This is a genomic window from Sphingobium sp. (genome assembly GCF_049304695.1).
Lineage (GTDB): Bacteria > Pseudomonadota > Alphaproteobacteria > Sphingomonadales > Sphingomonadaceae > Sphingobium.
In genome coordinates, this window is the sequence record NZ_JBAQOK010000054.1 from 14123 (window position 1) to 40738 (window position 26616).

Annotated in this window: 22 protein-coding genes, 2 tRNA genes and 1 riboswitch; of the genes, 11 read left to right on the top strand and 13 right to left on the bottom strand. The window is 62.7% G+C overall.

Annotation, left to right across the window (positions count from 1 at the left end; translation table 11 throughout):
- The first annotated feature begins 68 nt into the window (after window positions 1-68).
- Complete coding sequence (locus tag WA070_RS08230; protein ID WP_422633611.1) at window positions 69-3119, top strand: glycosyl hydrolase family 28-related protein; 3051 nt, start codon at window positions 69-71, stop codon at window positions 3117-3119.
- An 8-nt stretch (window positions 3120-3127) separates the two neighbouring features.
- Here the strand turns inward: WA070_RS08230 and WA070_RS08235 are convergent, their stop codons facing one another.
- Complete coding sequence (locus WA070_RS08235; RefSeq protein WP_422633612.1) at window positions 3128-3379, bottom strand: hypothetical protein; 252 nt, start codon at window positions 3377-3379, stop codon at window positions 3128-3130.
- A 144-nt stretch (window positions 3380-3523) separates the two neighbouring features.
- Window positions 3524-3610: transfer RNA gene (locus tag WA070_RS08240), tRNA-Leu, on the bottom strand.
- 162 nt (window positions 3611-3772) lie between these two features.
- Between WA070_RS08240 and WA070_RS08245 the strand changes: the two genes are divergently transcribed.
- Window positions 3773-4285: a hypothetical protein gene (locus WA070_RS08245; RefSeq protein WP_422633613.1), complete on the top strand. Its 513-nt coding sequence runs from the start codon at window positions 3773-3775 to the stop codon at window positions 4283-4285.
- 9 nt (window positions 4286-4294) lie between these two features.
- On the opposite strand, the gene gltB is transcribed toward WA070_RS08245, so the two are convergent.
- The 10 genes from gltB to yajC form a co-directional block, all read right to left on the bottom strand.
- A complete protein-coding gene (gltB, locus tag WA070_RS08250; protein ID WP_422633614.1) occupies window positions 4295-8836 on the bottom strand; it encodes a glutamate synthase large subunit in 4542 nt (1513 codons plus the stop codon).
- Window positions 8833-9588, bottom strand: coding sequence for a DUF2059 domain-containing protein (locus WA070_RS08255; protein WP_422633615.1), 756 nt, complete (start codon window positions 9586-9588; stop codon window positions 8833-8835). Before WA070_RS08255 ends, gltB begins: the two co-directional genes overlap by 4 nt.
- On the bottom strand, window positions 9585-11030 hold the full coding sequence (locus WA070_RS08260) for an NAD(P)-dependent oxidoreductase (RefSeq protein ID WP_422633616.1): 1446 nt from the start codon (window positions 11028-11030) through the stop codon (window positions 9585-9587). The genes WA070_RS08255 and WA070_RS08260 overlap by 4 nt, the downstream gene beginning before the upstream one ends.
- 164 nt (window positions 11031-11194) lie before the next feature.
- Window positions 11195-12004, bottom strand: coding sequence for an undecaprenyl-diphosphate phosphatase (locus WA070_RS08265; protein WP_422633617.1), 810 nt, complete (start codon window positions 12002-12004; stop codon window positions 11195-11197).
- 55 nt (window positions 12005-12059) lie between these two features.
- Window positions 12060-12986 (bottom strand): complex I NDUFA9 subunit family protein, encoded by a 927-nt coding sequence (locus WA070_RS08270; protein ID WP_422633618.1) that lies wholly within the window; start codon window positions 12984-12986, stop codon window positions 12060-12062.
- A 94-nt stretch (window positions 12987-13080) separates the two neighbouring features.
- Window positions 13081-13659 carry a TMEM165/GDT1 family protein gene (locus WA070_RS08275; RefSeq protein ID WP_422633619.1) on the bottom strand — a complete coding sequence of 193 codons (579 nt, stop codon included), beginning with the start codon at window positions 13657-13659 and terminating at the stop codon, window positions 13081-13083.
- A gap of 95 nt (window positions 13660-13754) precedes the next feature.
- Window positions 13755-13864: riboswitch (yybP-ykoY riboswitch) on the bottom strand.
- Between the two features lie 33 nt (window positions 13865-13897).
- A complete protein-coding gene (locus tag WA070_RS08280; protein WP_422633656.1) occupies window positions 13898-14239 on the bottom strand; it encodes an Mth938-like domain-containing protein in 342 nt (113 codons plus the stop codon).
- Window positions 14240-14295: 56 nt separating this feature from the next.
- Window positions 14296-15282, bottom strand: a complete 987-nt coding sequence (gene secF / locus WA070_RS08285; protein ID WP_422633620.1) for a protein translocase subunit SecF — start codon at window positions 15280-15282, stop codon at window positions 14296-14298.
- A 21-nt stretch (window positions 15283-15303) separates the two neighbouring features.
- Complete coding sequence (secD, locus tag WA070_RS08290; protein WP_422633621.1) at window positions 15304-16902, bottom strand: protein translocase subunit SecD; 1599 nt, start codon at window positions 16900-16902, stop codon at window positions 15304-15306.
- An 8-nt stretch (window positions 16903-16910) separates the two neighbouring features.
- Window positions 16911-17246, bottom strand: a complete 336-nt coding sequence (yajC, locus tag WA070_RS08295; RefSeq protein ID WP_422633622.1) for a preprotein translocase subunit YajC — start codon at window positions 17244-17246, stop codon at window positions 16911-16913.
- Window positions 17247-17445: 199 nt separating this feature from the next.
- On the opposite strand from yajC, the gene WA070_RS08300 reads away from it, so the two are divergent.
- From WA070_RS08300 to WA070_RS08315, 4 genes are all read left to right on the top strand, one after another.
- Window positions 17446-17522, top strand: a tRNA-Pro gene (locus tag WA070_RS08300).
- A gap of 250 nt (window positions 17523-17772) precedes the next feature.
- Window positions 17773-18693 (top strand): hypothetical protein, encoded by a 921-nt coding sequence (locus tag WA070_RS08305; protein ID WP_422633623.1) that lies wholly within the window; start codon window positions 17773-17775, stop codon window positions 18691-18693.
- A gap of 219 nt (window positions 18694-18912) precedes the next feature.
- Window positions 18913-19464 carry a glycoside hydrolase family 108 protein gene (locus WA070_RS08310; protein ID WP_422633624.1) on the top strand — a complete coding sequence of 184 codons (552 nt, stop codon included), beginning with the start codon at window positions 18913-18915 and terminating at the stop codon, window positions 19462-19464.
- Window positions 19461-19733 (top strand): 3TM-type holin, encoded by a 273-nt coding sequence (locus WA070_RS08315; RefSeq protein ID WP_422633625.1) that lies wholly within the window; start codon window positions 19461-19463, stop codon window positions 19731-19733. Before WA070_RS08310 ends, WA070_RS08315 begins: the two co-directional genes overlap by 4 nt.
- A gap of 930 nt (window positions 19734-20663) precedes the next feature.
- On the opposite strand, the gene WA070_RS08320 is transcribed toward WA070_RS08315, so the two are convergent.
- Window positions 20664-21221 carry a hypothetical protein gene (locus WA070_RS08320; RefSeq protein WP_422633626.1) on the bottom strand — a complete coding sequence of 186 codons (558 nt, stop codon included), beginning with the start codon at window positions 21219-21221 and terminating at the stop codon, window positions 20664-20666.
- Between the two features lie 359 nt (window positions 21222-21580).
- Here WA070_RS08320 and rpsM point away from each other — a divergent pair, with 359 nt between their 5' ends.
- The 5 genes from rpsM to WA070_RS08345 all read left to right on the top strand — a co-directional run bounded on the left by rpsM (window position 21581) and on the right by WA070_RS08345 (window position 26601).
- On the top strand, window positions 21581-21949 hold the full coding sequence (gene rpsM / locus WA070_RS08325; protein WP_422633627.1) for a 30S ribosomal protein S13: 369 nt from the start codon (window positions 21581-21583) through the stop codon (window positions 21947-21949).
- 103 nt (window positions 21950-22052) lie between these two features.
- Window positions 22053-22442, top strand: coding sequence for a 30S ribosomal protein S11 (rpsK, locus tag WA070_RS08330; protein WP_422633628.1), 390 nt, complete (start codon window positions 22053-22055; stop codon window positions 22440-22442).
- A gap of 120 nt (window positions 22443-22562) precedes the next feature.
- Complete coding sequence (locus WA070_RS08335; protein WP_422633629.1) at window positions 22563-23627, top strand: DNA-directed RNA polymerase subunit alpha; 1065 nt, start codon at window positions 22563-22565, stop codon at window positions 23625-23627.
- 109 nt (window positions 23628-23736) lie between these two features.
- A complete protein-coding gene (gene rplQ, locus WA070_RS08340) occupies window positions 23737-24162 on the top strand; it encodes a 50S ribosomal protein L17 (RefSeq protein WP_422633630.1) in 426 nt (141 codons plus the stop codon).
- 117 nt (window positions 24163-24279) lie between these two features.
- A complete protein-coding gene (locus tag WA070_RS08345; RefSeq protein ID WP_422633631.1) occupies window positions 24280-26601 on the top strand; it encodes a prolyl oligopeptidase family serine peptidase in 2322 nt (773 codons plus the stop codon).
- Window positions 26602-26616 lie beyond the last annotated feature (15 nt).

Sequence of the window (26616 nt, forward strand, 5' to 3'; positions counted from 1 at the left end):
CCCCGACCTCCCCAACCTTGTCCCGGCCCTGCACGGCCGGGACATCTTCTTTTCTGGAGCCTGTCGCCATGTATCGCGGTTTGAGCGCAGCCTGTGTCCCTGTCCTGCTGTGCCTGACGGTGACGCAGCCCGCATTTGCTTCCCCATCCGTCTATACCAGCGCGCCGGACGAGCCGCGTGCCGTGACAGTCAGCGGCGTGGGCGACGGGCGGGCTGACGATAGCGGCGCAATCCAGCAGGCGATCGACAAGGCGGCAGAGAAGGGCGGCGGCGGCATCGTCTTCCTGCCGACCGGCACCTATCGCATCAGCCACACGCTCTTCCTGTGGCCCGGCGTCCGCATCTTCGGCATCGGCGAACAACGGCCCGTCATCCTGCTGGGCAGGAAGACACCCGGCTTTCAACGCGGTGTCGCGCATATGTTGATGTTCACCGGCACCAAGCGACAGACGGACAAGGAAAGTCCGCCCGCCGCCTTCCCGCCCGCTGGCAGCGTCCCGTTCAACAAGCAGATCGCCGACGCCAATCCCGGCACGTTCTATTCTGCGCTTGGCAATATCGATTTTCGCATCCTGGATGGCAATCCTGCCGCCACCGCGATCCGCTTTCATTCCGCCCAGCATAGTTTTGTCAGCCATGTCGATTTCGACATCGGATCGGGGCTGGCGGGCCTTTATCATGTCGCCAACGAAGCCGAAGACCTGCATTTCAAGGGCGGGCGATACGGCATATTGGCGGAAAAAACCTCCCCGGCCTGGCCCTTCGCTCTGGTCGATGCGACGTTCGAGGGGCAGCGCGACGCTGCCATTCGAGAGCATGAAGCCGGACTGACGCTGGTCAACGTCGCTTTCCGCAATGTGCCGGTCGGGATCGAAATTGATCGCGGCTATGGTGATTGGCTCTGGGGGCAGGACGTCCGTTTCGAAAATGTGTCGAAGGCGGGCGTCATCATCTCCAACGAGAGCAACGTCTACACGCAGATCGGCTTTCAGAATGTCGTAGCCGCCAATACGCCCGTCTTCGCGCGCTTTCGCGATAGCGGCAGGACGGTGGCGGGTAAGGGCGCAGCTTATAAGGTCGCGTCTTTCACCCACGGCCTGACACTACCGGGCGTTGGCCAGATCGGCGCATACAAGACCGATATGCAGGCCAACAGCATAGCCAGCCTGCCTGCTCTTTCCGCGCCTGCCATTCGCGCGCTGCCGCCCGTATCGCAATGGGTGAGCGTTCGCACGCTGGGCGCAAAGGGGGATGACAGTAACGATGATACCGCCGCGATCCAGAAGGCGATCGATACGCATAAGGTCGTCTATCTGCCCGCCGGTTTCTATCGCGTCAGCGACACGCTGCGCCTGCGTCCCGACACTGTGTTGTTGGGCCTGCACCCCAGCCTGACGCAGATCGTCCTGCCCGATGGCACCGCAGCATGGCAGGGCGTGGGCGCGCCCAAGGCGCTGGTTGAAAGCGCGCAGGGTGGTGACGCCATTGTGGCCGGGATTGGTCTCAACACCAATGGTGCCAATCCGCGCGCGACCGCCCTGCTCTGGAAGGCCGGGGCCAATTCCATGGTCAATGACGTGAAATTCCAGGGCGGCCATGGCACCAACGCCTTCGATGGCACGACGATCAGCCCCTATAACAACAACACCACCGCCGATCCCGACGCTGCGCGTCGCTGGGCCGGGCAATATGCCAGCCTTTGGGTGACGCAGGGCGGCGGCGGCACTTTCGCCAATATCTGGAGCCCCAGCACCTTCGGCCATCCTGGCATTCTGATTTCAGACACGCAAACGCCAGGTCGCCTGATCCAGGCATCGGTGGAACATCATGTTCGCAGCGAAATTACGCTCAATCGGGTCGCCAACTGGGAATTGCTTGCCCCGCAGACCGAGGGGGAGGCTGGAGAGAGCGGCGACGCCGTGGCGCTGGAAATCCGCAATTCGCACAACATATTGGTCGCCAATTTTCACGGCTATCGCGTCACCCGGACGCGCGAGCCCGCGCCTGCCGCCGTGACGCTCTATAATTCGCACGACATCCGGTTTCGCAATGTCCATGTGAACGGCGAGAGCGGCGTTGGCACCTGCGACGTTAATGGCTGCGCGACCTTCCTGCGCCTGACCAAATTCCCGTTCGAAAACGCGATCCGCGACGTCACCCATGGGCTGGACGTGCGGGAGCGGGAGTTTGCGGTGCTGGACGTGCCCGCCATGCCAGATCCGGTGCCTGTCTCCACCTTTCTGGGCGGAAAAGTCGAAAAGCTGGCCGATGGCTTTCATTCGGCGGGCGGCGGGGCGGTGGATGCGCAGGGGCGGCTCTACTTCATCGATCGTAAGTTTCAGCGCATCTGGCGCTGGTCTGATGCGGGCAAGCTGGAGATGATCCGCGATGCCACGCTCGATCCGGTCAACCTGACCGTCGATCGATCGGGCAAGCTGCTGGTCCTGTCCTCCTATGGCCGCAATGCCACGGTCTATAGCGTGGATCCGGACGCGCCGGACAGCCAGATCGAAGTCATTCCTCCGACCCCGATGGCGCGCCATAGCGGTGCCGCGACGGTGCTGCCGGTCAACTGGTGGAATAATGGCGAATTTAAGGACCAGATAGATCCCGCCACCTATCAGTTCACTACGTTGGCGCAAATGTTCGCCCGCGACATGGCGCTGGGCAAGGCGCAGGAATATGTCTCGCCCGATGGCAGCATTGTCCTGCCCGCATCGCGCGTCTTTGCGCAGGGGCCAGCCGATCATCGCGGCCTGCGTTTTTCGGATTCACTCGACAGCTATGGCTTTATTCAGGGTCAGCCCGGCAAGCGCGTCTATGTCACCAACGGATCGGAAAACCGCACTTATGACGGCCTGCTGGGCGCGGGCGGGGCGATTACCGATCTCAAACCCTTTGCGAACCGTGGCGGGGAAGGCGTGGCGGTCGATGCGCAGGGGCGCGTCTATGTCGCCAATGGTCAGGTCTTCGTCCATGCGCCCGACGGCAAGGAAATCGGCCGCATCGACGTGCCCGAACGCCCCTTGCAGATATTGTTCGGAGGAGAGGATCGGCAAACCCTCTTCATCCTCTCGCACCATGGTCTCTATGGAGTGAAGCCGGGGCAGGGCGAGTAAGGGCAGCGTCAGCCTTCGTCGCGCAACCGCTGGGCCAGCGCCTCGATTTCGACCGGCTCCAGCAACCATGTACGCGTGCGCCGTCCTTCGCGATGGACCGGCTTCGTCAGTAACACGCGTGCCTGCATTTTCGCCTCCGCCTTGAAGATCGCGAAATGCTGCGCGCATTGGCGGATGGTGCCGATGAGCGGCGCCTTGCCATCCAGATCGATCATGGTGGCGGGCTGCTCCCAGTCGATCGGAGCGTCGATAGGGGACATGCGGCTTCCTTTCGTCGTGATATGGGGCTGGCACAGCAGCCGGTCGGTGCGTGTCAATAAGCTTTGCCCTGACCGCCATGCAAGATGGGGCTACAGGGAACGGGTCGCCCACGGGCGAAAATCATTCCATAACTTTTGGGTGAATGGTGCGGCCAAGAAGACTCGAACTTCCACGGGCTTTCGCCCACAACGACCTCAACGTTGCGCGTCTACCAATTCCGCCATGGCCGCACATTCAATGGGAAACCGGCAGCGCCGGCATCTGGTAGGCGCTGGCCATTAGCAAAGGCTTTATGGCCATGCAACAACCGATGTGTATCCGCGTTATCTTTGATCTGGACAGGCAATGTGGCGCTATTGTGCTGATGCAGCCGGGCGTGAGAGGAAGGGACCATGGCGCAGCAATTCTGGATGACCACCGGGGCTACGATCGTCGTAGCTGCCGTTATGGGCTTGGGCCTGGGCAATTTTGCCACGACCACGCAGCGGGAGCCGATGCGGGATGAGGCAGCCGACCAGACGCCCTATGAGGAGAGCTATGCCCCCTCCACCACCGCGCTGGTGGCGCAGCAGACCGGTCCTGTCGTCGTCCGCTGCACCGGGTGCGGCCCGACACTGGCGGAACGGCAATGGCATGCCGACACAGCCGATCTATATCCGGACCAGCCCGACATGGACGCCATGATCGATCCACTCATCGCCGCCGACACGACCTATGACGCGCCAGACACCGGACCGGCGCACAGGGCACAGCATCAGTCAGAGCAACGGCCCATGCCCGTAACCGATCATGTACATCCAATAACATCACCGGTCATGGTGAACCGGACGATCGAAACCGACGCCGCGCTATCCCTTCCTGCCCCTGACAGCGTAAGGGGTAGCCACGGCACGCCCCTTTCCTGAGCGACCGATCTATTCAGCGGCGACCACTTGCTCTGGCGCATCGCTCAACGGATGCGACAGGCGGTTGATCATCTCTTTGGGACAGACCTGCCAGATATAGCGACGCCAGCGGTCCCAGTCGTCCAGGATGGTGTTCGACCATTTGCTGTCGGTCGCGAGCGCATGTTCGGCAATCAGCGCCTTGGCCTGCGCTTCCCAATGCACGCTTTCCAGCCGCTGCCAAATGATGCCCTCGGGATTGGCGCGCGAAGGGAAACTGCCATCCTCATCCAGAATGAACGCCATGCCGCCAGTCATGCCTGCGCCGAAATTGGCGCCAGTCTTGCCCAGAATGACCGCGATGCCGCCGGTCATATATTCGCAACCGTTCGCACCACATCCTTCGACCACGACCTGCGCGCCTGAATTGCGGACGGCGAAGCGTTCCCCTGCTTGGCCCGCCGCGAACAGCTTGCCGCTGGTCGCACCATAGAGGACCGTGTTGCCCAGGATCGTATTGTCCTTGCTCGACAGGGGGCTGGATACGGTCGTACGCACTTTGATGATGCCGCCCGACAATCCCTTGCCGACATAGTCGTTCGCGTCGCCGAAGACTTCCAGAGTGATCCCCTTGCATAGAAACGCACCGAGCGACTGGCCAGCGCTGCCACGCAGGCGGACGGTCAGGTGCCCGTCCGCCAATGTTGACATACCGAAACGATCGGTCACGGCAGACGAAAGCCGCGTGCCAACTGCGCGGTGCGTGTTCCGCACCGTGTAGGTCAGTTGCATCTTTTCGCCCCGTTCGAACACCGCCTTGGCATCGCGCATCATCTGCGCGTCCAGGCTGTCGGGCACTTCGTTGCGCCATTCCGTCAGGCTGAACCGACGTTGGTCGTCGGGTGCATCCACTTTGGCCAGGATCGGGTTGAGGTCGAGATCGTCAAGATGCTCGGCGCCGCGATTGACCTGCTTCAGCAGTTCGGTGCGACCGATCACTTCGTCCAGACTCCGGAAGCCAAGGCGCGCCAGCACTTCGCGCACTTCTTCGGCGATGAAGGTCATCAGATTGATGACCTTTTCCGGCGTGCCGGTGAACTTGGCGCGCAGTTTCTCATCCTGCACGCACACGCCGACAGGGCAGGTGTTGCTGTGGCACTGACGCACCATGATGCATCCCATGGCGACAAGGCTGAGCGTGCCGATGCCATATTCCTCCGCACCGAGGATCGCGGCGATCACGATATCGCGCCCGGTTTTCAGGCCGCCATCGGTGCGCAGCTTTACGCGATGGCGCAGGCCATTGAGAGTCAGGACCTGATTGGCTTCGGACAGGCCCATTTCCCATGGCGTTCCGGCATATTTGATCGACGTCTGCGGGCTGGCCCCGGTGCCGCCGACGTGGCCGGCGATCAGGATGACGTCGGCATGGGCCTTGGCCACGCCCGCCGCGACGGTGCCGATGCCCGCTTGGCTCACCAGCTTGACGCAGACGCGCGCGCGGGGGTTGATCATCTTGCAGTCGTAGATGAGCTGCGCCAGATCCTCGATCGAATAGATGTCGTGATGGGGCGGGGGCGAAATCAGCGTCACGCCAGGCGTCGAATGGCGCAGCTTGGCGATGAACTCCGTCACCTTGAAACCGGGCAACTGACCGCCTTCGCCGGGCTTTGCGCCCTGTGCGACCTTGATCTCGATTTCCTCGGCCGACGCGAGATATTCGGCATGCACGCCAAAGCGACCCGATGCGATCTGCTTGATCACCGAATTGGCGTTGTCGCCATTTTCATAGGGCTTGAAGCGGTTCGCATCCTCGCCGCCTTCGCCCGACACGGCCTTTGCGCCGATACGGTTCATCGCGATCGCCAGCGTTTCATGCGCTTCTGGCGACAGAGCGCCAAGGCTCATGCCGGGCGTCACGAAGCGCTTGCGGATCTCGGTGGTCGCCTCGACCTCATCGATCGGCACGGCTTCGCGGGCGAAATTAAACTCCATCAGGTCGCGCAGATAGACCGGCGGCAAATCGCGCACGCCGCGCGAAAATTGCAGATAGGTCGAATAGCTGTCGGTCGCGACCGCCGTCTGCAACAGGTGCATCAGTTGCGCGGAATAGGCATGGCTCTCGCCACCTTGCCGCTGACGATAGAAGCCGCCGATCGGCAGGCGCACCACGGCTGCATCGAACGCCTTTTCATGGCGCACCATCGCGCTGTAGTGGAGCGAGGCATAGCCTTCGCCCGAAATTTTCGCTGGCATGCCGGGGAACAGGTCGTTCACCAGCGCCCGCGAAAGCCCGACCGCTTCGAAATTATAGCCGCCGCGATAGCTGCTGATGACCGCAATGCCCATTTTGGACATGATCTTGAGCAGGCCTTCGTTGATCGCGACGCGATAGCGTTCGAAACAGGCGTCGATGTCGAGCGCGCCGAATAGGCCGCGCGCATGACGATCGGCGATGCTGGCTTCGGCCAGATAGGCGTTCACCGTGGTCGCGCCCACGCCGATCAGCACCGCGAAATAATGGGTGTCGAGCGCTTCGGCACTACGCACATTGATCGACGCGTAGGACCGCAGCCCCTTGCGCACCAGATGGGTATGCACCGCCGCCGCAGCCAGCACGCCCGCGATGGCGGCGCGTGTCGCATCAACGCCCTCGTCCGTCAGGAACAGTTCCGTCCGGCCTTCACGCACGGCCTGCTCGGCTTCCTGCCGGATGCGGGAAATGGCCGCACGCAACTGCTCCTGCCCGCCATTTGCCGGGAAGGTGCAGTCGATTTCCGCCACGGCGGGGCCGAAATGGGCCTTCAACCGTGCCCATTCCGCACTGGTCAGGACGGGCGATTCCAGCACCAGCACATGGCTGTTCTGCGCGTCCTGCTCCAATATGTTGTGCAGGTTGGAAAAGCGCGTCTTGAGGCTCATCACATGCCGTTCGCGCAAGGGGTCGATCGGCGGATTGGTGACCTGGCTGAAATTCTGGCGGAAGAAATGGCTGACGGTGCGCGGCTTGTCGGAGATGACCGCCAGTGGCGTGTCGTCGCCCATCGACCCGATCGCTTCCTTGGCATCCTCCACCATCGGCGACAGGATCAGCTCCAGATCCTCCAGCGTCAGGTTGGCGGCGACCTGACGACGGGTCAGTTCGGCCTTGTCCCAGGCAGGCAGGGCAGTGGGCGCATCGACCAGATCGCCGATCGCCATGAAATCCTTGATCAGGTCGCCATAGGGGCGTTCTGCGGCGATCCGGTCCTTGATGGCGGCATCGTCATAAAGTTCGCCTTCCTGTAGGTCGATCGCGATCATCTGCCCCGGACCCATCCGGCCCTTGCGCACGATGGTGGTTTCGGGAACCACGACCATGCCGGTTTCGGACCCGACGATCAGCAGATTGTCGCCGGTCAGCGTATAACGCAGCGGACGCAGCGCATTGCGATCGACGCCCGCCACGACCCAGCGGCCATCGGTCATGGCAAGGGCTGCGGGGCCGTCCCACGGTTCCATCACCGACGCCAGATAGTCGTACATGTCGGCATGCGCCTTGGGCAACTCGGCGCTTTCATGCTGCCATGCTTCGGGCACCAGCATCAGCTTGGCGGTCGGCGCATCGCGGCCCGACCGGCAGATTGCCTCGAACACGGCGTCGAGCGCGGCGGTGTCGGACGCGCCCGCGGGGATGACTGGCTTGATGTCTTCCGACTGCTCACCAAAGGCGAGGCTCGCCATCTTGATCTCGTGGCTTTTCATCCAGTTCTTGTTGCCGCGGATCGTGTTGATTTCGCCATTGTGGGCGAGCGTGCGGAACGGTTGTGCCAGCCACCATTGCGGGAAGGTGTTGGTCGAATAGCGTTGGTGGAAGATGGCGACGCGGCTTTCGAAACGCTCATCCTGCAAGTCGGGGTAGAAGACCGACAGCGATTCAGCGAGGAACAGCCCCTTGTAGATGATCGATCGGCAGGACAGCGAGCAGACGTAGAAATCCTGGATCTGCGCCGCGATCACCTTCTTTTCGATGCGGCGGCGGATCAGGTAGAGGTCTTTTTCGAACTCGGCCTGATCGCGTTCTTCGGGCATAGGCCCCGCGATCATGATCTGTTCGATCTCGGGCCGGGTGCGCTGCGCCTTTTCGCCGATGACGGACACGTCCACCGGCACCTGACGCCAGCCATAGATGGTGTAGCCCGCGTCGATGATTTCGCTTTCCACGATCGTGCGGCAGGTTTCCTGCGCGCTCAAATCCGTGCGCGGCAGAAAGATCATGCCGACGGCAAGGCGGTTGGGCAGGGGCTTGTGGCCCGAATCGGCGATCGCATCGTCAAAGAAACGCACTGGCAGGTCGACATGAATGCCCGCGCCATCGCCGGTCTTGCCATCGGCGTCCACCGCCCCGCGATGCCACACGGCTTTCAGTGCATCGATAGCACTGGCGACGACGCGGCGCGACGGGCGGCCATCGGTCGCGGCGACGAGGCCCACGCCACAGGCGTCGCCTTCCATGTCCGGGTGATACATGCCCTCGGCCGCGATCCGTGCGCGTTCTTCGGGGCTGGCCATATATTGGGTCTGATCGGTCATTGCTTGGTTCCTTCCCCGGCCGCGCTGCTGGGCAGCTCACTTGCCTTGATGCCCAAAAGCCGGGCCAGCTTGTCCTTTTCCGCGTTCGACAGGTCGGCGATCTTGCGCGGCGGCGGCAGGCCGTCGGTGGCTTTCTTCGCGCGCGCGACCATGTCGGGCATTTTCTTCATGAGTTGCGGCACCAGAGCCTGCATCTCACCCATGATTTCCGGGTCCATCATCATCGTCATATATTCGGTCGCGAACCGGTTGCCGGTCGGCGTGTCGAAAAAGGCGTTGATCTCACCCAGCTGCCTGACGTCGAACTTGCGCGCATAGGCGCGGGTCATCGCGTCGCGGACATTGGGTTCAAATTCCGACATCATATCGGCCATGGCACCCATCATCGCGTCCATGCCCAGCTTCGTTCGTTCACGAAAATGGGGATCGACGATGGCGCTGATTTCTTCCAGAGACGTCTGGTTCAGAGCGGTCAGCTTGTCGGCGGGCACGCCGCTCATGCCAGCGATCTGGGCAATGGGCATTTTCATCATGCCACCCATCATCCCGTCCATCATCTTGGACATGGTTTCGCCCATCATCCGCTTGTAAGTGCCGATGGGGAACAGCTTTTCGACCATCGGACGCGCTGCCGCGACACGGGCGGGGTCCGCCGCGACAGCGGCAGGCGTCGGCTTCGGCGTTTGGGCGGCGGCGGGCATGCTCACGGCCAGCGTCAGCGCGGTGAGGGCGTGCCGGATCAGGACGCTCACGCGGCGACCCTCTCGCCCACCTTGGCCTTCGCCTTCAAATAGCGGTGCATATGTTCGGTCACGTCGCGGCCGTCGCGGATGGCCCAGACCACCAAACTCGCGCCGCGCACGATGTCGCCCGCCGCGAATACGCCGTCCATGCTGGTCATCATCGTCTTGTGATCGACGCGCAGCGTGCCCCAGCGGGTGACGGACAGGTCGTCCGCGCCGAACAGCTTGGGCAATTCTTCGGGGTCGTAGCCCAGCGCCTTGATGACGAGGTCCGCTTCCAGCACATGCTCGCTGCCCGGATCGGGTTCGGGCGCGCGGCGCCCCGATGCGTCGGGCGCGCCCAGCCGCATCTTGGTGACTTTGACGCCAGTGACATGTTCCGTGCCTTCGAACGCGATGGGAGCGGTCAGCCAGACGAATTCGACGCCTTCCTCCTCGGCATTGGCGACTTCGCGCTGCGATCCGGGCATATTTTCCCGGTCGCGGCGGTAAAGGCATTTAACCGACCTGGCGCCCTGTCGGATGGCCGTGCGCACGCAGTCCATCGCGGTGTCGCCGCCGCCGATGACGACGACATTCTTGCCCGTGGCGAGCAGCGTGCCGTCGTCATGCGCAGGTACGACGTCGCCGAACCCTGCTTTGTTGGAAGCAGTCAGATAGTCGAGCGCCTTGACCACGCCCGGCGCGCCCACGCCGGGTGCGCGGATGTCGCGCGGCTTGTAAACGCCGGTCGCGATCAGGATGGCGTCGTGCTTCGTGCGCAATTCCTCCATCGTGGCATCACGGCCGACCTCGAAACTTTCGTGGAAGATGATGCCGCCATCCTTCAACCGCTGGACGCGGCGCATGACGATGTCCTTTTCCAGCTTGAAGCCGGGGATGCCGTAGGTCAGCAAGCCGCCGGCGCGGTCGTGCCGGTCATAGACATGCACTTCGTGACCCGCGACGCGCAGATATTCCGCCGTCGTCAGGCCCGCCGGGCCAGCGCCGATGACGCCGATCGACTGGCCCGTGGGCTTGCCGGGGACGAGTGCTTCGACCCAGCCTTCCTTCCACGCGGTGTCGGTGATGTATTTTTCCACGCTGCCGATCGTCACCGCGCCGTGGCCGGAAAATTCGATGACGCAATTGCCTTCGCACAGGCGATCTTGCGGGCAGATGCGACCGCAGATTTCGGGCATCGTGCTGGTCAGGTTGGACAGTTCATAGGCTTCGCGCAGGCGACCTTCCGCCGTCAGCCGCAGCCAGTCGGGGATGTGATTGTGCAGCGGGCAGTGGGTCGAGCAATAAGGCACGCCACATTGCGAGCAGCGCGATGCCTGTTCTTCAGCTTTGTCGAGGATGAAGCTGCGGCTGATTTCCAGAAAATCGTCGGCGCGGTCGTCAGCAGGGCGCTTGTCGGGATAATTCTGCCCCAAGCCCACGAATTTCAGCATCGGATTGTCTGCCATGGCACGTCCCTGAATCTGTTGCAGAGGCGCGCATAGCATAAAAACCCACGGAGTCACGCGGATTTTGCATTTTAGGACAGCAATGCTTACCAATTAAATATAGTTTTGGATGCTATTTAAGAATGAGTCGCAGATTTCGCCATGAATATTGAACCGATCCGGCCCTATCTGGCGGAAAGCCATATCAGCGCGGCGACGCCCGCCACGATTCGATACCAGGCGAAGGGCGCAAAGCCATGTTTGGAAACAAGGCCCACGAACCAGCGTATGACGAGCAGCGCGACGACGAACGATACGACGAAGCCTAACGCGATACTGCCCCAGCCTACGGCTCCGCCGGTGATCTGATCGCCCTTCTTGAGCAGTTCCAGCGCAGTCGCACCCAGCATCGTCGGGATGGCGAGGAAGAAGCTGAACTCCGCCGCCGTGCGCCGTTCCACGCCCAGCAACAGCGCACCCATGATCGTAGCGCCCGACCGGCTGACCCCTGGAACCATCGCCAAGCACTGGATAAAGCCCACGCCCAGCGCCCGGACGGTCGGGATGTCGGCGATGCCGTGGAAACGCTGTTCCTTGACTGCGCGCTCTACCACCAGAATCGCGACGCCGCCGACGATCAGCGCCCAGGCGACGACCTTGGGCGACCCCAGCAATATCTCGATATAGTCGTGCAGCGCCAGGCCGATGACGGCGGCGGGTACGAAGGCGAGCAGCAGGTTGCGCAGGAAGCGCCAGCTAACCGGCTCCCGCCGCAGCAGCCCCATGCCCACCGCCCAGAATGTGCGCCAATAGAGCACCACGACGGCCAGGATCGCGCCAAGCTGAATCACGACGTTGAACATCGCCCAGGTCGATGCATCATAGCCCAGCAATTCGCTGGCGAGGATCAGGTGCCCGGTCGAGGATACGGGCAAGAACTCCGTCAGCCCTTCGACAATGCCCAGCAGAATGACGGTCAGATAATGCAGGTCCATGTCCGGTCACACCCCAGTCTGTTCCGGCCCCGCATGGAGTGCCGAGCTTTATATGTCAGGCGCTTGCGCGACCGGCGAAACGGCCATGTTTGCGATAGCGGACCATCCATTTGTCCGCGACTGCGCCCATCGGCGTTGCCGCGACGCCGAGAGCGTCAAGGCCGTGCGCGCCGTCAGCCACGACATTGTCGCGGCCCAGCATCGCCAGTTGATCCTTGCTGATCGGCCCGCCCGGCAGCATCGCGATGATCGAAGCGATGCCATGTGGCACGTCGATCAACGGCTTGTCGCGGCCGATCGCCTTGGCAATCCAGCCGTTGATCTGCTTCATGGACAGGCGCTGCGGCCCGCCCAGTTCGAAGGTCTGGCCGCCATATTGGCCGGGATGCTCCGCTGCATTGGCGATCGCCTCCGCCACGTCGGCGACATAGACCGGCTGGAACAGGGTCGCGCCGCTGATGACCGGAATGACCGGGGCCATGCTGATGAGGTCGGCGAAGCGATTGAGGAACTGATCCTCCGGCCCGAAGATGATCGACGGGCGGATGATGGTGGCCGTGGGGAAGGCGGCCTTGACCGCCGCTTCGCCCGCCGCCTTCGACTGGCCATAGGCCGATGGGCTTTCCGCGTCCGCGCCGATCGCGGACATATGGACTAACGCCCGCGCGCCAGCATCCGCCGCAGCCTTGGCGACATTGGCCGCGCCGCGATGATGCACGGCATCGAAATCGCCGCTCAATATACCGACCAGATTGATGACGATGTCCGCGTCGGCCACCGCCCGCGCTACACTTTGCGGTTTGCCGATGTCGGCGGCGATGAACTGCACCTGCCCCAGGCCGCCGAGCGGCTTGACCCGTACCGCTGTCGATGGATCGCGCTGTGCGATGCGCACCCGCGCGCCGCGTTCGAGCAAAGCCTGCGCGACCTGACGGCCCACGAAGCCGCCGCCGCCGAACACCGTAACCAGACTGTCCTTCATCACATGTCCCATGTCTGTCAGAAAAGGGGAAGACTCTTGGCCTTCCCCTTGCCCCAGCCGCGCGGCGCTGACAACTGCTTAGCGGCAGGATCGCTTAGCCGACCCAGCCCTGCAGGCTTGCGATCATCCACAGGCCAAGGCCCAGGAACAGCAGCGCGGCGACGATCTGCAACGCGCGCATCGGCACCTTCCTGGACAGGGCTTCGCCAAACAGCACGGCTGGCACATTGGCGACCATCATGCCCAGCGTCGTGCCCGCCGTGACGGCCAGCAGATTGTCGAAGCGTGCGCCCAGCGCGATGGTCGCGACCTGAGTCTTGTCGCCCATTTCGACCAGGAAAAAGGCGACCAGCGTGGTGACGAACACGCCCGCACCCGATGGCGCCTTGAGCGGTTCATTCTCGTCAAACTTGTCGGGCACCAGCGTCCAGGCGGCCATGGCGATGAAGCCCAGCGCGACGGCATAGCGGAACCATGGTTGCGTCAGCACGCCCGCGATCGAATGGCCAAGCAGGGCGGCGAGGAAGTGATTGGCGAGCGTCGCGAACAGGATGCCGAAGATGATAGGCACGGGGCGGCGAAAGCGGGTGGCGAGCAGCATGGCCAGCAATTGCGTCTTGTCGCCCATTTCGGCGAGGGCGACGAGCGAGGCGGATGTAAGGAGAGCTTCCATGGATTTATCCGGGGCCGGGCGGAGTGAAATGACGCAATGCCACCGCCTCCTCCCGCCCGGCCGGGCATGAAGAGCCGATGCCATTGGTCTCGACCGACGCGGACATGTCCGCGCCCCATATGCCATGACCTCTCGGCCAAATATGTTGACATATGGTCCGCTCGCTGCACGCGAAACGGTGGGCTACTCCCCAGATGACGGGCGGATCATTACGGCAGTGATGCCGACAAAGCAAGCCTTAGAGCGGCAGCAGTGCGGCGACGATCCATCGTTCTTCGGCGCGCAATACGCCCCAGGCGCGGGCAGCGGCGCGGCTGTCCATCGCTTCGACGCCGATGCCGCGCTGTTCAAGCGCCCGGACGAAGGGCCGGGGCGGCTGGCGCAGACCCGCACCGGTGCCGAGCAGCAGAAATTCGGGCGTCGGGGTGGCGTCGAGCAGGTCGCCCAACGATTGCGGCGTCAGCGCGTCGATCGTCGGCGCGTCGGTCCATGCCAGCGCGCGGACGGGGCTGAGCAACAGGCCGTCGGGGAAAACGTCATCCCGCACCCGGAAGCCGCGCCCCTGAAAGCCCGTGACAATCGGTCCCTGACCGCTATCGTCACGGCGCAGTTCGATACCAGTGCGTTTGCCCTCGGTCAGGGTTTCGCCCCATTGTCGCGCGGTCCCACGCGCTCCGCCTGCGACGCGATGTTGGGTTTGGACGCCTTCTTTTCCGACGTCTGGGGGGTAAGGCCCAGCGAGATCAGTAGCGAGGACGACACATAGACCGACGAATAGGTGCCCACGATAATGCCCAGCATCATGGCGGCGGTGAAGCCGCGCAGCACATGGCCGCCCAGCAGCAGCAGCGCGCCCAGCGCCAGCAGGATCGTGACCGATGTCATGACCGTGCGGGGCAGGGTTTCGTTGACCGACAGGTCGATCAGCGACTTCATGTCCATCTTGCGATATTTGCGCATATTTTCGCGGATGCGGTCATCGATCACCATCTTGTCGTTGATCGAATAGCCCACGATGGTCAGCACGGCGGCAATGATGTTGAGGTCGAATTCCAGCTGGGTAATCGCGAAGAAGCCCAGCGTCATCAGCACGTCATGGACGATCGCGACGAAGGTCGATACGCCGAACTGCCATTCGTAACGGAACCAGCTGAACACCGCGATGCCCAGGATCGCCAGCACGACTGCCAGCACGCCGTTCTGGATCAGTTCGCCCGACACCTTGCCCGACACCGTGTCGTAGCGCGAAAAGGTGACGCCGGGGAATTGCGCGTTCATCGCCGCGCGTGTTTTTTCCACCACCGCATTGGCCGCGCCAGCGCCGCCCTGTTCGGGCAGGGGCAGGCGAATCTGCACCGTCCTGGGGTCGCCAAACTGTTGCAGCGAGCTTTCGCCCACGCCCAGCGTGCCGATGGTCGCGCGGACCTTGTCGGTTTCGACCGCCTGCGGGAATTTCGCCTCGATCATCAGGCCACCGACGAAATCGACGCCCAGATTGAGGCCCCTATGGGCGGTTGCGCCGATGGCCAGCACGGTCAACAGCGCAGTGAGCGCAAAGGCCCATTTACGCACCGCAACGAAGCCGATGTTGGTGTTGTCGGGGACGAGCTTCAAGAGTTTCATGGGTGTGTCCTCCCGCCCCTGTTAAATATGAATGTCGGTCGGACGGGTGCGGCGCACCCAGTTCGCGACGACCATGCGGGTGAAGGTGACGGCAGTGAACACGCTGGTCGCAATGCCGATCAGCAGCACGATGGCAAAGCCCTTGACCGGGCCGGAGCCGAGCGCGAGCATGATGCCGCCAGCGATGGCGTGGGTCACGTTCGCTTCGAAGATCGTCCGGCTGGCTTCCTTATAGCCATGTTCGATCGCCTGGACGACGTTGCGCCCGCGTCGCCGTTCCTCGCGGATGCGTTCGTAGATCAGCACGTTGGCGTCGACCGCCGTGCCGATGGTCAATACGAAACCGGCGATGCCCGGCAGCGTCAGCGTGGCGCCAAGGATGCCCATCACGCCCAGAATGACCGCCACGTTGATGGCGACGGCAAGGTTGGCGTACATGCCAAAGCGGCCATAGCTGACGAACATGAAGGCGGCGACCGCGACGACCGCGACGACCGACGCGATCAGGCCCGCACGGATCGAATCCGCGCCAAGGCCCGGCCCGACGGTACGTTCTTCCACCACAGTGAGCGCCACGGGTAATTTGCCCGAACGCAGGGCGATGGCCAGTTGGTTGGCGCTTTCGACGGTGAAGCTGCCGCTGACCTGCGCGCTGCCGCCCAGGATCGGTTCGTTGATGTTGGGCGCGGACAGCACCTTCCCGTCCAGGATGATGGCGAAGGGGCGGTTGACGTTCTGCGACGTCACCTGCCCGAACTTGCGGCCACCCGATCCGTTGAAGCGGATGTTGACGATCGCCTGATTGCTCTGGTCGTAACCCTGAGTCGCGTCGGTCAGATCTTCACCCGACACCATCACCTGACGCTTGACCGCGATCATCGGTACGCCCGACGGGTTGTTGGGGTAAGGCAGCACTTCGCTGCCCACCGGGGCGCGACCCTGCGCGACTTCGGACGGGTTGGCGCTGGTATCGACCAGCTTGAACTCCAGCTTGGCGGTCTGACCCAGTAAGTCCTTCAAAGCCTTAGGGTTTTGCAGGCCCGGCACCTGCACGACGATGCGGTTGTCGCCCTGCTGCTGAATGGTCGGTTCGCGCGTGCCCATTTCGTCGATCCGCTTGCGGATGACTTCGGTGGCGACTTCCATCGCGCTCTTGACCGCTGCGGCGATGCCCGCTTCGGTCGGCGTGATGACGATGGTGGAGCTGTTGACCACCTCCACATTGAAGTCGCGCTGGCCGGTCAGGCCCGCACCCTGCGTCAGCGGGCGGATGCGTTCGACGGCGGCGTCCACCTGCGCGGGGTTGCGGACCATGAAGCTCAATTTGCTGTCGCGGCTGGAAATGTCGCCGATCGCGATGCGCGGGTCGCCCCGGCGCAGTTCGGTGCGGATCTGGTCTTCCATATTGACCAGCCGCTGCCTGGCGACGTCCTGCGTCGATGCTTCGAGCAGCAGATGGCTGCCGCCCGACAGGTCGAGGCCAAGGTTGACGCGCGTCTGCATGAAGCTGGGCAGGCGCGCCACGGTCGCGTCGGGCAGGAAGCTGGGGATGGCGCACAATATGCCGATCGCCAGTGGCAGGATGATCGCAAAGACCGCCCAGCGCGAGAAGTTCAGCATGGCGGGACTCAGTCGTTCGCGGGCTTGGCGGTGGCGGGGTCGATGACGTCGGCCAGGGTCGATTTGACCGCCTTCACCTTCATGCCCGGCGCTAGTTCGATGTCGGCATAGATGTCGTCGACGCGCACGACCTTACCCACCAGACCGCCGCCGGTGACGACCTGATCCCCCTTTTTTACGGATTCGATCTTGGTCTTATGCTCTTTCATCTTCTTTTGCTGCGGACGGATGAGCAGGAAATAGAAGACGACGAAGATCAGGACCAGAGGTGCCATCTGCACCAATATTCCGGCGCCTGCGGCTTGCCCGCCCGCAGTCTGGGCTAGGGCTGGGGTAATGAACATGGTTGGACTTTCGCCTGAGATTGACCGGCCGCAGAGCGCCACAGGGCGTCCACGGATCAAGGGCGGGCGGCTAACACAGATAAGGGCGCGGAGGCAACATGATTAGGGATTGGGGCGGGCGGGGGAACTGGTGCGTGAAAAGAGGCGCATCGAATGTCTTGCAACTTAGGGAATGTGCCTCTATTGGCCGCCCCTCGGTCGGGACGTAGCGCAGCCTGGTAGCGCATCACACTGGGGGTGTGGGGGTCGGAGGTTCGAATCCTCTCGTCCCGACCAAGATTTTCGGAAAGACGGCCGTCCGGGGGACGGACGCCCGAAAATCTCCCAAGCGCAAGTGCGGGAGGCGATATTCAGCAGCGATGGTTTTAGCGGGCGGCGGAAGCTGCCTGTCTACTTTTGTGCTCCGATGTCTCAATTGTGGTCTGGAGGCTGACTAAAGCTGCCTTCAATGGCATTCTGTAGTGACTATTAGTTATAACGCTGACAGAATCCGAACATGAAGGTTCGCACCCGGTAGGAAATGCTAATGTCAGGTGATCACTTCCGCGTTGTATATGATGGGCCTGCTGTCGAAGATGGCGAGATGGACGTGTCCCAACTTGCGTCGTCGCTTCTCGCTCTTGGCAAATTGATCGAAAATGCTGACGCAATCAGGACTGGTGAGGCGGGGCGGGTCAAGGTTCGGGTCAAGTCGGACGTAAGGCGCGGTAGCTTTGACGTCGGCATTGCCGTCCATTGGATTGATGGCCTTAAAGACGCCGCACTTGCGTGGGCGTTGACGCCGGAAGGCGCTGGCACCTTAGCAATACTTGGTTTGCTCGGGTTCAATGTAAAAGATACCGCTATTATCGGCGGCAAGGGCGTCATCCAAGTTGTTCGATGGTTGCATGGTAGACGTGTGGCTCGCCAAATTATTTTGGAAAATGGAAATACGACCCTTATAGTCGAGGATGGTGAGCAACTGGACGTTAATACGACCGTTGCTCGGCTTGTTGACGATCCATCCATTCGCCAACCACTTGAGAAGTTCACTGAGCCGCTGCGTGACGATGGTCTCGAAGAAATTCGGTTTGAGAACCAACTTGGAGTTGCGGCTGAGCGTATCATATCCATTGAAGCACCGGCCTTTGTCGCGGCTTCTGGCGCAGAACCAAGCTCGTCATCTACCTTCCGTGCTACCTATCAAATTAAGCGGCTATTCTTCGATCGGGGCCGCAAATGGCGATTGTCAAATGGGGCGCAAACTATCCAAGCTGAGATTGAGGACGAAGATTTTTGGGCTAGGGTCGATGCGTCTGACGTCTCGTTCGCCAAGGAAGACTATTTGGTTTGCATGGTCCGAATGGATCAATGGCTAAGTCCTAGCGGTCTCCGAACCGAATATGTCATTGTGCGTGTAGAACAACACTTACCTGCGCCCAAGCAAGTCGCTCTGCCCGGCATGTAAGGGGATAGCGAAAAATGCTTATAAGAATATTGGCGAGATGTGTCCGTTCGACGGCTCGTAAACAGGGTAAGCCTTCGCGCAGACGCTATTTCCGTTAAAAAATCATGGAAAGTGAGCCTTCATATCCTCGGCAAATCGAGAAGGAAATTAATTTCCCCTGTCCTACAACGAACCATATGGGATAAATACCCTGCCTCTTGAGTGACGAGGAGGCGGGATATGGACATTACGACACTGATCGATGAGGTGATTGCGCGGGAGGGGGGCTATAGTCGTCATCCAGCGGATCGGGGTGGGCCGACCAACTGGGGCATTACCGAGGCGGTCGCGCGGGCCAATGGTTATGCGGGGGACATGGCGCGGTTGCCGCGGGCGCGGGCGGTGGCGATTTATCGGCGGCTCTATTGGGACCAGCCGGGCTATGCGCTGGTGGCCGAGATCAGCGGGGCGCTGGCGGCGGAAATGTTCGATACGGCGGTGAATATGGGGACGGGGGTGGCGACCGGCTTTCTCCAGCGGGCGCTCAACGCGCTCAATCGCAACCAGCAGGATTATCCCGATATCGTGGTCGACCGAGCGGTGGGTGCGCGGACGCTGGCAGCGTTGCGGGCCTATCGCGCGGTTCGGGGCAAGGGCGGTGATGCGGTGCTGCTCAAGGCGATCGAGGCGATGCAGGGGGAACGCTATGTCGCGCTGGCCGAAAGCCGACCGGCGAACGAAGCGTTTCTCTATGGCTGGCTGGCCAACCGGATCGGGCAGGATGCGCGATGAGGGACGAGGGGGCTGATGACGAAGTGCCGGATCGCTGGGCGATGCGGGCGCGGCCGACCTTTCTCTATGTGATGTATGCGCTGCTGCTTTGGTCGATCCCGATGGGGCTGGTCGCGGGCGTGCGGCCCGATGTCGCGGGGGCGATCATCGCTGGGATGCGGGCTTACCTCAATGCCTTGCCGGAGCCGCTCTATGCGCTCTTTGGCACGGGCTATCTGGGCTATACCGCCGCGCGGGCGTGGGGGAAGGCGAAGGGGGTGGAGCGTTAGGATGCGGTGTCGGAAGCGCAATCGCGGGGCGGTTGCGTGGTGTTGAAAGTGCGGGCGAGGGCGAGCGATGCTGCGGGGTGGCGTCGGCGCCGGATGACTTGCCCGATGAGGATGGCTTTGGACGCAGTGTGATGCCGGGGGTGTCGGGGGTGTCGGGCGCTGCGGTGGGCCGGATTGGATGCGGCGGAGGGCTGGCGGGGCTGGCTTTGCGTCGATGGGGCGCGGGCGGGGCCGGGGGCGCTGTGCCGTGGAGCGATTTGTGGCGGGTTTGGCGTGAGGCCGGTATGCGTTGGCCTCCCCTTGCCGTGCTCCCGCGTGGGCGGGAGCCTAGACGATGGCGTGGGACTGGGTTCCCGCCTTCGCGGGAACACGGGTTGCTTAACCTGGCCCGAACGACACAAGGTTGCCGACTGCGCGGATACAGGGGATGCTTAAACCCGCCCCAACGACAAAAGGCGGACCTGCGTTGAACAGGCCCGCCAATCTATACACACAAGCATGAGAGGGGCCGTCAGGCGACAAGCACCCGACGACCCATCATGTGCATGGTCAGCGGCCGGAAGTGCCGCCCAGAGGGAAACGATATGTCGCGCTATCCTGTGCCGGATCGGAACGGCCTGTATGTCGGCGCTCAATATGTTCCGAAGCGGTGAAGGATCGACGGCGAGGCGTCGCTCAGCGGCGCGTTTCCCGAGTGGACTTGACCGACCCCATTGCTGAACCATGAGACATCGGATCACCTCCTTTCGCTAAGTTGAAAAGCCGTATGACCGCTTTTTCGCTTTCGCTTCGTGCGGCCACGGGATGAATGTGAATCAGTCGGGCGATATGATCAAGACTTGTAAAAATCTTTTTTGGAATCATACTTGTCCGTCCGCGATTTTTCGGTCCGATGTGCCGCTATGTTCGCTGGACCTGCAGGGCAGGTTTTCAGGCGCGGCAATCCTCCACAACACGGGCGACTTCGGGCCAGGCCGGGACGATCAGCGCGTCGAGGCCGGGGGCTTCGACGGCAAATTTGCCCCGGCTGTAGGCGATCTGGTCCAGCACCGTATCGGATGCGGCGCGGATGGCCATGACGTGCGGCGTGGGGGTCGGTGACGATGTGGCGGGCCAACTGGTCGCGCCAAAGCTGGTGCGCAGGACGATTGGTCCCTGGCCAGACCCGGCGCGCGACAGGGTGACGCGGCGGGTCGCCCTGTCGCAGCGCAACGACAGGCGTGTGTCGGCGGCGGTCGGGCCGAACCGGGCGATCGTGGCAGTGTCGTCGGCGCGGTATGTCCAGATGCCGGGGGCGACCGGGCGATATTGCCATTCGGTCGCCGTCGGCGCGGGGGTGGCGGGCTGCACGGGGGCGGGTGCAGGCGCAGGCCTGTGGGTTGGGCGCGGCGCGTGGCTGGCGGCGGGCGGGCGCTGGGACGGTGCCACGCATGCGCCGGTCAGCAGCAGGATGGACAGGACGGAAAGGCGGGGATGGGAAAGGCGCATCTCACCTTCATGCCCAAGCGCGGGCCATGGCTCAACCGGAAAAGGTCAGGCGGAGCGGCGGCGGGGGCAGGGCGCTTGACCGGTCGGGGTGAGTACCGCATTGGAAACCCGGCATGGGCGGGGCGAGTGGTCGCGGGTTCGCGACGGGAGAGTTGGCGCGCGATGTTGACATTCCGCCCCCGAATCGGTAGGCGCGGACATCCCGACACGCTGGATCAGCGGCAGTGCTTCATGCACTGACCGTCTTTTTTGCGTCCGGGGGTGTAGATTCGGCCGCCGCCCCTTGCCAGGGGTTTCGGCCCTGACGCTTTGAGATGGGGTGACGCCAATCGCCCCGTGGAGCAGGAGATTTTAAGACCATGGCACGTATCGCGGGTGTAAATATCCCGACCAACAAGCGCGTTATCATTGCGCTCACCTACATTCACGGCATCGGTCGCAAGACGGCCGCCGACATCGCCACCAAGCTGGGTATCGACCACAGCCGTCGCGTGCAGGATCTTTCGGACGCCGAAGTGCTCCAGATCCGCGAAACGATCGACGCCGACCTGACGGTCGAAGGCGATCTGCGTCGCGACACCGCGATGAACATCAAGCGCCTGATGGATCTGGCCTGCTATCGCGGCCTGCGTCACCGTAAGGGTCTGCCGGTTCGTGGCCAGCGCACGCACACCAATGCGCGCACCCGCAAGGGCAAGGCCAAGGCGATTGCGGGCAAGAAGAAATAAGAGGCAGTCCTTAAGGGACCGTTTCGTCTTCTTCTCCGCAGGAGGCCGTTCTCCGCACGGAAGACGCCTTCAGCACAACAAAGTTTCAGTAGGATAGAGCAACATGGCACGCGAACCACAGCGTATCAAACGCCGCGAACGCAAGAACATCTCGGCCGGCGTCGCGCACGTCAATGCCAGCTTCAACAACACGATGGTGACCATAACCGACGCTCAGGGCAACGCGATTTCGTGGTCCTCGGCCGGCATGATGGGCTTCAAGGGCAGCCGCAAATCGACGCCATATGCCGCTCAGGTATGTGCCGAAGACGCTGGCCGCAAGGCCGCCGAACATGGCGTCCGCACGCTGGAAGTCGAAGTCAAGGGTCCGGGTTCGGGTCGTGAATCGGCTCTGCGCGCCTTGCAGTCGGTGGGTTTCCACATCACATCGATCCGTGACGTAACGCCTATTCCGCACAACGGCGTTCGTCCGTCCAAGCGTCGCCGCGTCTAAACCGGCGACACTGCGTTAGGCGGGTGGCGGACGCGCCGCCCGTTACCCATCTGCATCGGTCGCAACGTCCTGTCGGGTCCAGGATGATAAGCGTTTCGGCCACATCCCCAGGGGAAGTACATGACTGTCAACATGAAGAACTGGCAGGAATTGAAGAAGCCCAACACGCTTGAGATCAAGCCGACCAGCGATGGCAAGCGCAAGGCGACCTTCGTCGCCGAGCCGCTTGAGCGCGGTTTTGGCCTGACCTTGGGCAATGCGTTGCGTCGGGTTCTTCTTTCCTCGCTTCAGGGCGCGGCGGTCACCTCGATCAAGATCGAGAACGTCCTGCATGAATTTTCCTCGCTCGCGGGCGTCCGCGAAGATGTGACGGACATCGTCCTCAACATCAAGCAGGTCGCATTGCGGATGGAAGGCGATGGTCCCAAGCGGCTTCAGCTTTCCGCCACCGGCCCGGCCGTGGTCAAGGCAGGCGACATCAGCGTCGTTGGTGACATCGAGGTGATGAACCCCGAACTCATCATCTGCCATCTGGATCAGGGCGCGACGCTGAACATGGAACTGACGGCTGACATCGGCAAGGGCTATGTCCCCGCCGTTGCCAACCGTCCGGCGGATGCGCCGATCGGCCTGATCCCGGTCGATGCGCTCTATTCGCCGGTTCGTCAGGTCGCGTACAAGGTGGACAACACCCGCGTCGGCCAGGAACTGGACTATGACAAGCTGAGCCTGACGCTCGAAACCGACGGTACGGTGACGCCCGAAGATGCGATCGCCTATGCTGCGCGCATTTTGCAGGACCAGCTTCAGCTGTTCGTGCATTTCGAGGACGCGCTGCCCACCGCCGCACCGTCGCAGGGTGGCCATGCGGTCGCTTCCGCGTCGGAAGGCGAGAGCGACACCAACCAGATCAACCGCTATCTTCTCAAGAAGGTGGACGAACTGGAACTGTCGGTCCGGTCTGCCAACTGCCTCAAGAACGACAACATCATCTATATCGGCGATCTGGTCCAGAAGACCGAAGCCGAGATGCTGCGCACCCCCAATTTCGGCCGCAAGTCGCTGAACGAAATCAAGGAAGTGTTGTCGTCCATGGGTCTGCGTCTGGGCATGGACATCCCCGGATGGCCGCCTGAGAATATCGAAGAAATGGCCAAGAAGCTCGAACAGGAGCTGCTGGGTTAAGGACAATCCTCCCCATTTATGGGGAGGAATGGGGTTACATGGGCGGTCCCGTAAAAACCGCCTGGTCTGGGCTACCTGAAACGGGCCTTTAACGAACAAGGATGAGAACATGCGTCATAGAATGGGTCAACGTAAGCTGCAGCGCGCCACCGGTCACCGTACCGCGCTGCTTCGCAATCTGGCCGCTTCGCTCATCAAGCATGAGCAGATCCAGACGACCACGCCCAAGGCGAAGGAACTGCGTCCTTACGTCGAAAAGCTGATCACGCTGGCCAAGAAGGGCGGCCTGTCGAACCGTCGTCTGGCCGACGCGCGGCTCAAGGACGATGCGCAGCTGGTCAAGCTGTTCGAGACGCTGGCCGAACGCTACAAGGACCGCAACGGTGGTTACACCCGCGTGATCAAGGCCGGTATGCGTGCGTCGGACGCCGCGCCGATGGCGATCATCGAACTGGTCGATCGCGACGTCAGCGCCAAGGGTCAGGACAGCGGCCCGGTACAGAGTGCCGACGAATACGAAGACGAAGCGGCATAATCGCTTCGTCCGGTCCGCTCGCCCGAGCGGATGGAACGCTTTACCGACAGGCCGTGGTTCTTTAGGAACCACGGCCTGTTTGTTTGTCTGTCTGTCAAAAAAGAGAAGCCCAAGAGGATGCGCGCGCTGTTTCGCCCGGCCCGGATGACACGGGCATGGTCTGGGTCGGCCCGCCTCCTGGCGGCTGGGTTGCTGGTTCTGGGCTGGTCCGCATGGACCGGGGTGGCAGGCGCTGCGCCATTGAAAGCGCGGAACGACGTAGCGGTGGCCATTGCACATGCGCGCGATGCTGTTGCGCCCGGCGTGGCGATCCGTGCCGCTGCGACGACGGCTGCGCGCGAGGCGCCATCGGGCGGGCGCGGGGCCGATCTGCGCTATCCCGCCGCCCGGCGGCTCGACCTGATCGAGGATCATTTCGGGGTCAAGGTCGCCGATCCCTATCGCTGGCTGGAAAATGACGCAGGCACTGACCCTGCCGTGCGCGACTGGGTGGAGGCGGAGAACCGGCTGACGCGCGGCTATATCGACGCACTGCCGGGACTCGACATCCTCAAGGACCGGATGCGCGCATTGCTGTCGCATGGTCGCTTCACTGTGCCGCGCAAGGCGGGCGGCCGCTATTTCTACGGTTATAACAAGGGGCTGGAGAACCAGACGCCGCTTTATGTGCGCGAGGGGCTGCACGGGCCGCAGCGTCTGCTGCTCGACCCCAATGACTGGGCGAAGGACGGGGCGAGCGCACTGGCGGAATGGGCGCCGTCGCCCGATGGCCGATATCTGGCCTATGCCGTGCAGGAGGCCGGGAGCGACTGGCGCACCCTGCGCGTGCTGGAGGTCGAGAGCGGCAAGCGGCTGGAGGAGCGGGTCGAGTGGGTCAAATTCTCGCAGATCGCGTGGGACGGGCGGGGCGAGGGGTTTTTCTACTCCCGTTTCGCCGCGCCCGCACCGGGCGAGGCGTTTCGATCGTCCAGTGATGCGCAACAGCTTTTCTACCACCGCATCGGCACGGCTCAGGCGCAGGACGCGCTGATCTATGCCACGCCCGACAAGCCGGGGCTGAGCCATCAGGCGCAGGTGACGAGCGACGGCCAATGGCTGCTCATCAGTTCCTTTGCGGGGATAGACCCGCGCCGCGAACTGCATGTCGCCGCGCTGGACGGCAGGCCGCCGGTGCCGCGCCTGCTGGTCAAGGGACCATCGAAGGACTGGCGCATGATCGGCAGCCGGGGATCGACGCTCTATTTCATCACCGACGATCATGCCGCGCATCTGCGTGTCGTGACGCTCGACGCCGCGCAGCCCCGGCGTGGTCCGAAGGAGATCGTGGCCGAACGCGCCGACACGCTGGCGGGCGGGTCGCTGGTCGGCAACCGCATGATCCTGGCCTATATGGCGGAAGCGCAGACGGTCGCCGAACTCACTGAACTGGATGGGCGCAAAGTCGCCGACGTGCCGTTGCCGGGCATGGGCACGGCGGCGGGCTTTGGCGGGCGCGATGGCGACCCGGAAACATTTTTCAGCTTTTCCGGCTTCGTGACCCCGGCCAGCATCTACCGCTTCGACACGGCGACGTTGCAATATGCCCTGTTCGCGCAGCCCGACCTGCCCTTCGATCCGCAGGATTTCGGGGTGGAGCAGCGGCTCTATCCGTCGAAGGACGGGACGATGATCCCCATCACCATCATCCGAAAAAGGGTGCTTGCGGACAAAGCGCAGGCTGCGCCGACCATCCTCTATGGCTATGGCGGGTTCAACATCAGCCTGACGCCGGGCTATGCGGCGACGCGGATGGCGTGGCTGGAACAGGGGGGCGTCTATGCCATCGCCAATCTGCGCGGCGGCGGCGAGTTCGGCAAGGCGTGGCATGAGGCCGGGCGCGGCGCGAACAAGCAGAATGTGTTCGACGATTTCATCGCGGCGGGCGAGTTTCTCAAAGCCAATGGCTATACCACCGCCGACGGGCTGGCGATCGAGGGGCGGTCCAATGGCGGGCTGCTGGTCGGCGCGGTCGTGAACCAGCGGCCCGACCTGTTCGCCGCCGCGCTGCCCGCCGTGGGGGTGATGGACATGCTGCGCTTCGACCGCTTCACCGCCGGGCGATATTGGGTGGACGATTATGGATCGCCGGGAAAGCGGGAGGATTTTCCGCTGCTCTACGCCTATTCGCCCTATCATAATATATTGGGCGGGCGCGATTATCCCGCGATATTGGTGACGACAGCGGACACGGACGACCGGGTGGTCCCCGCGCACAGCTTCAAATATGCCGCCGCGTTGCAGGCCGCCGACCTGGGCGACAAGCCGCGATTATTGCGGGTCGACAGCCGCGCGGGCCATGGCGCGGGCAAGCCGGTGGACAAGATGATCGACGAATATGCCGACAGCTACGCCTTTCTGGCGCGCTTTACGGGATTGAAGCTGCGGAAGATGGGGGAGTAGGGGCACGCCCCCCTT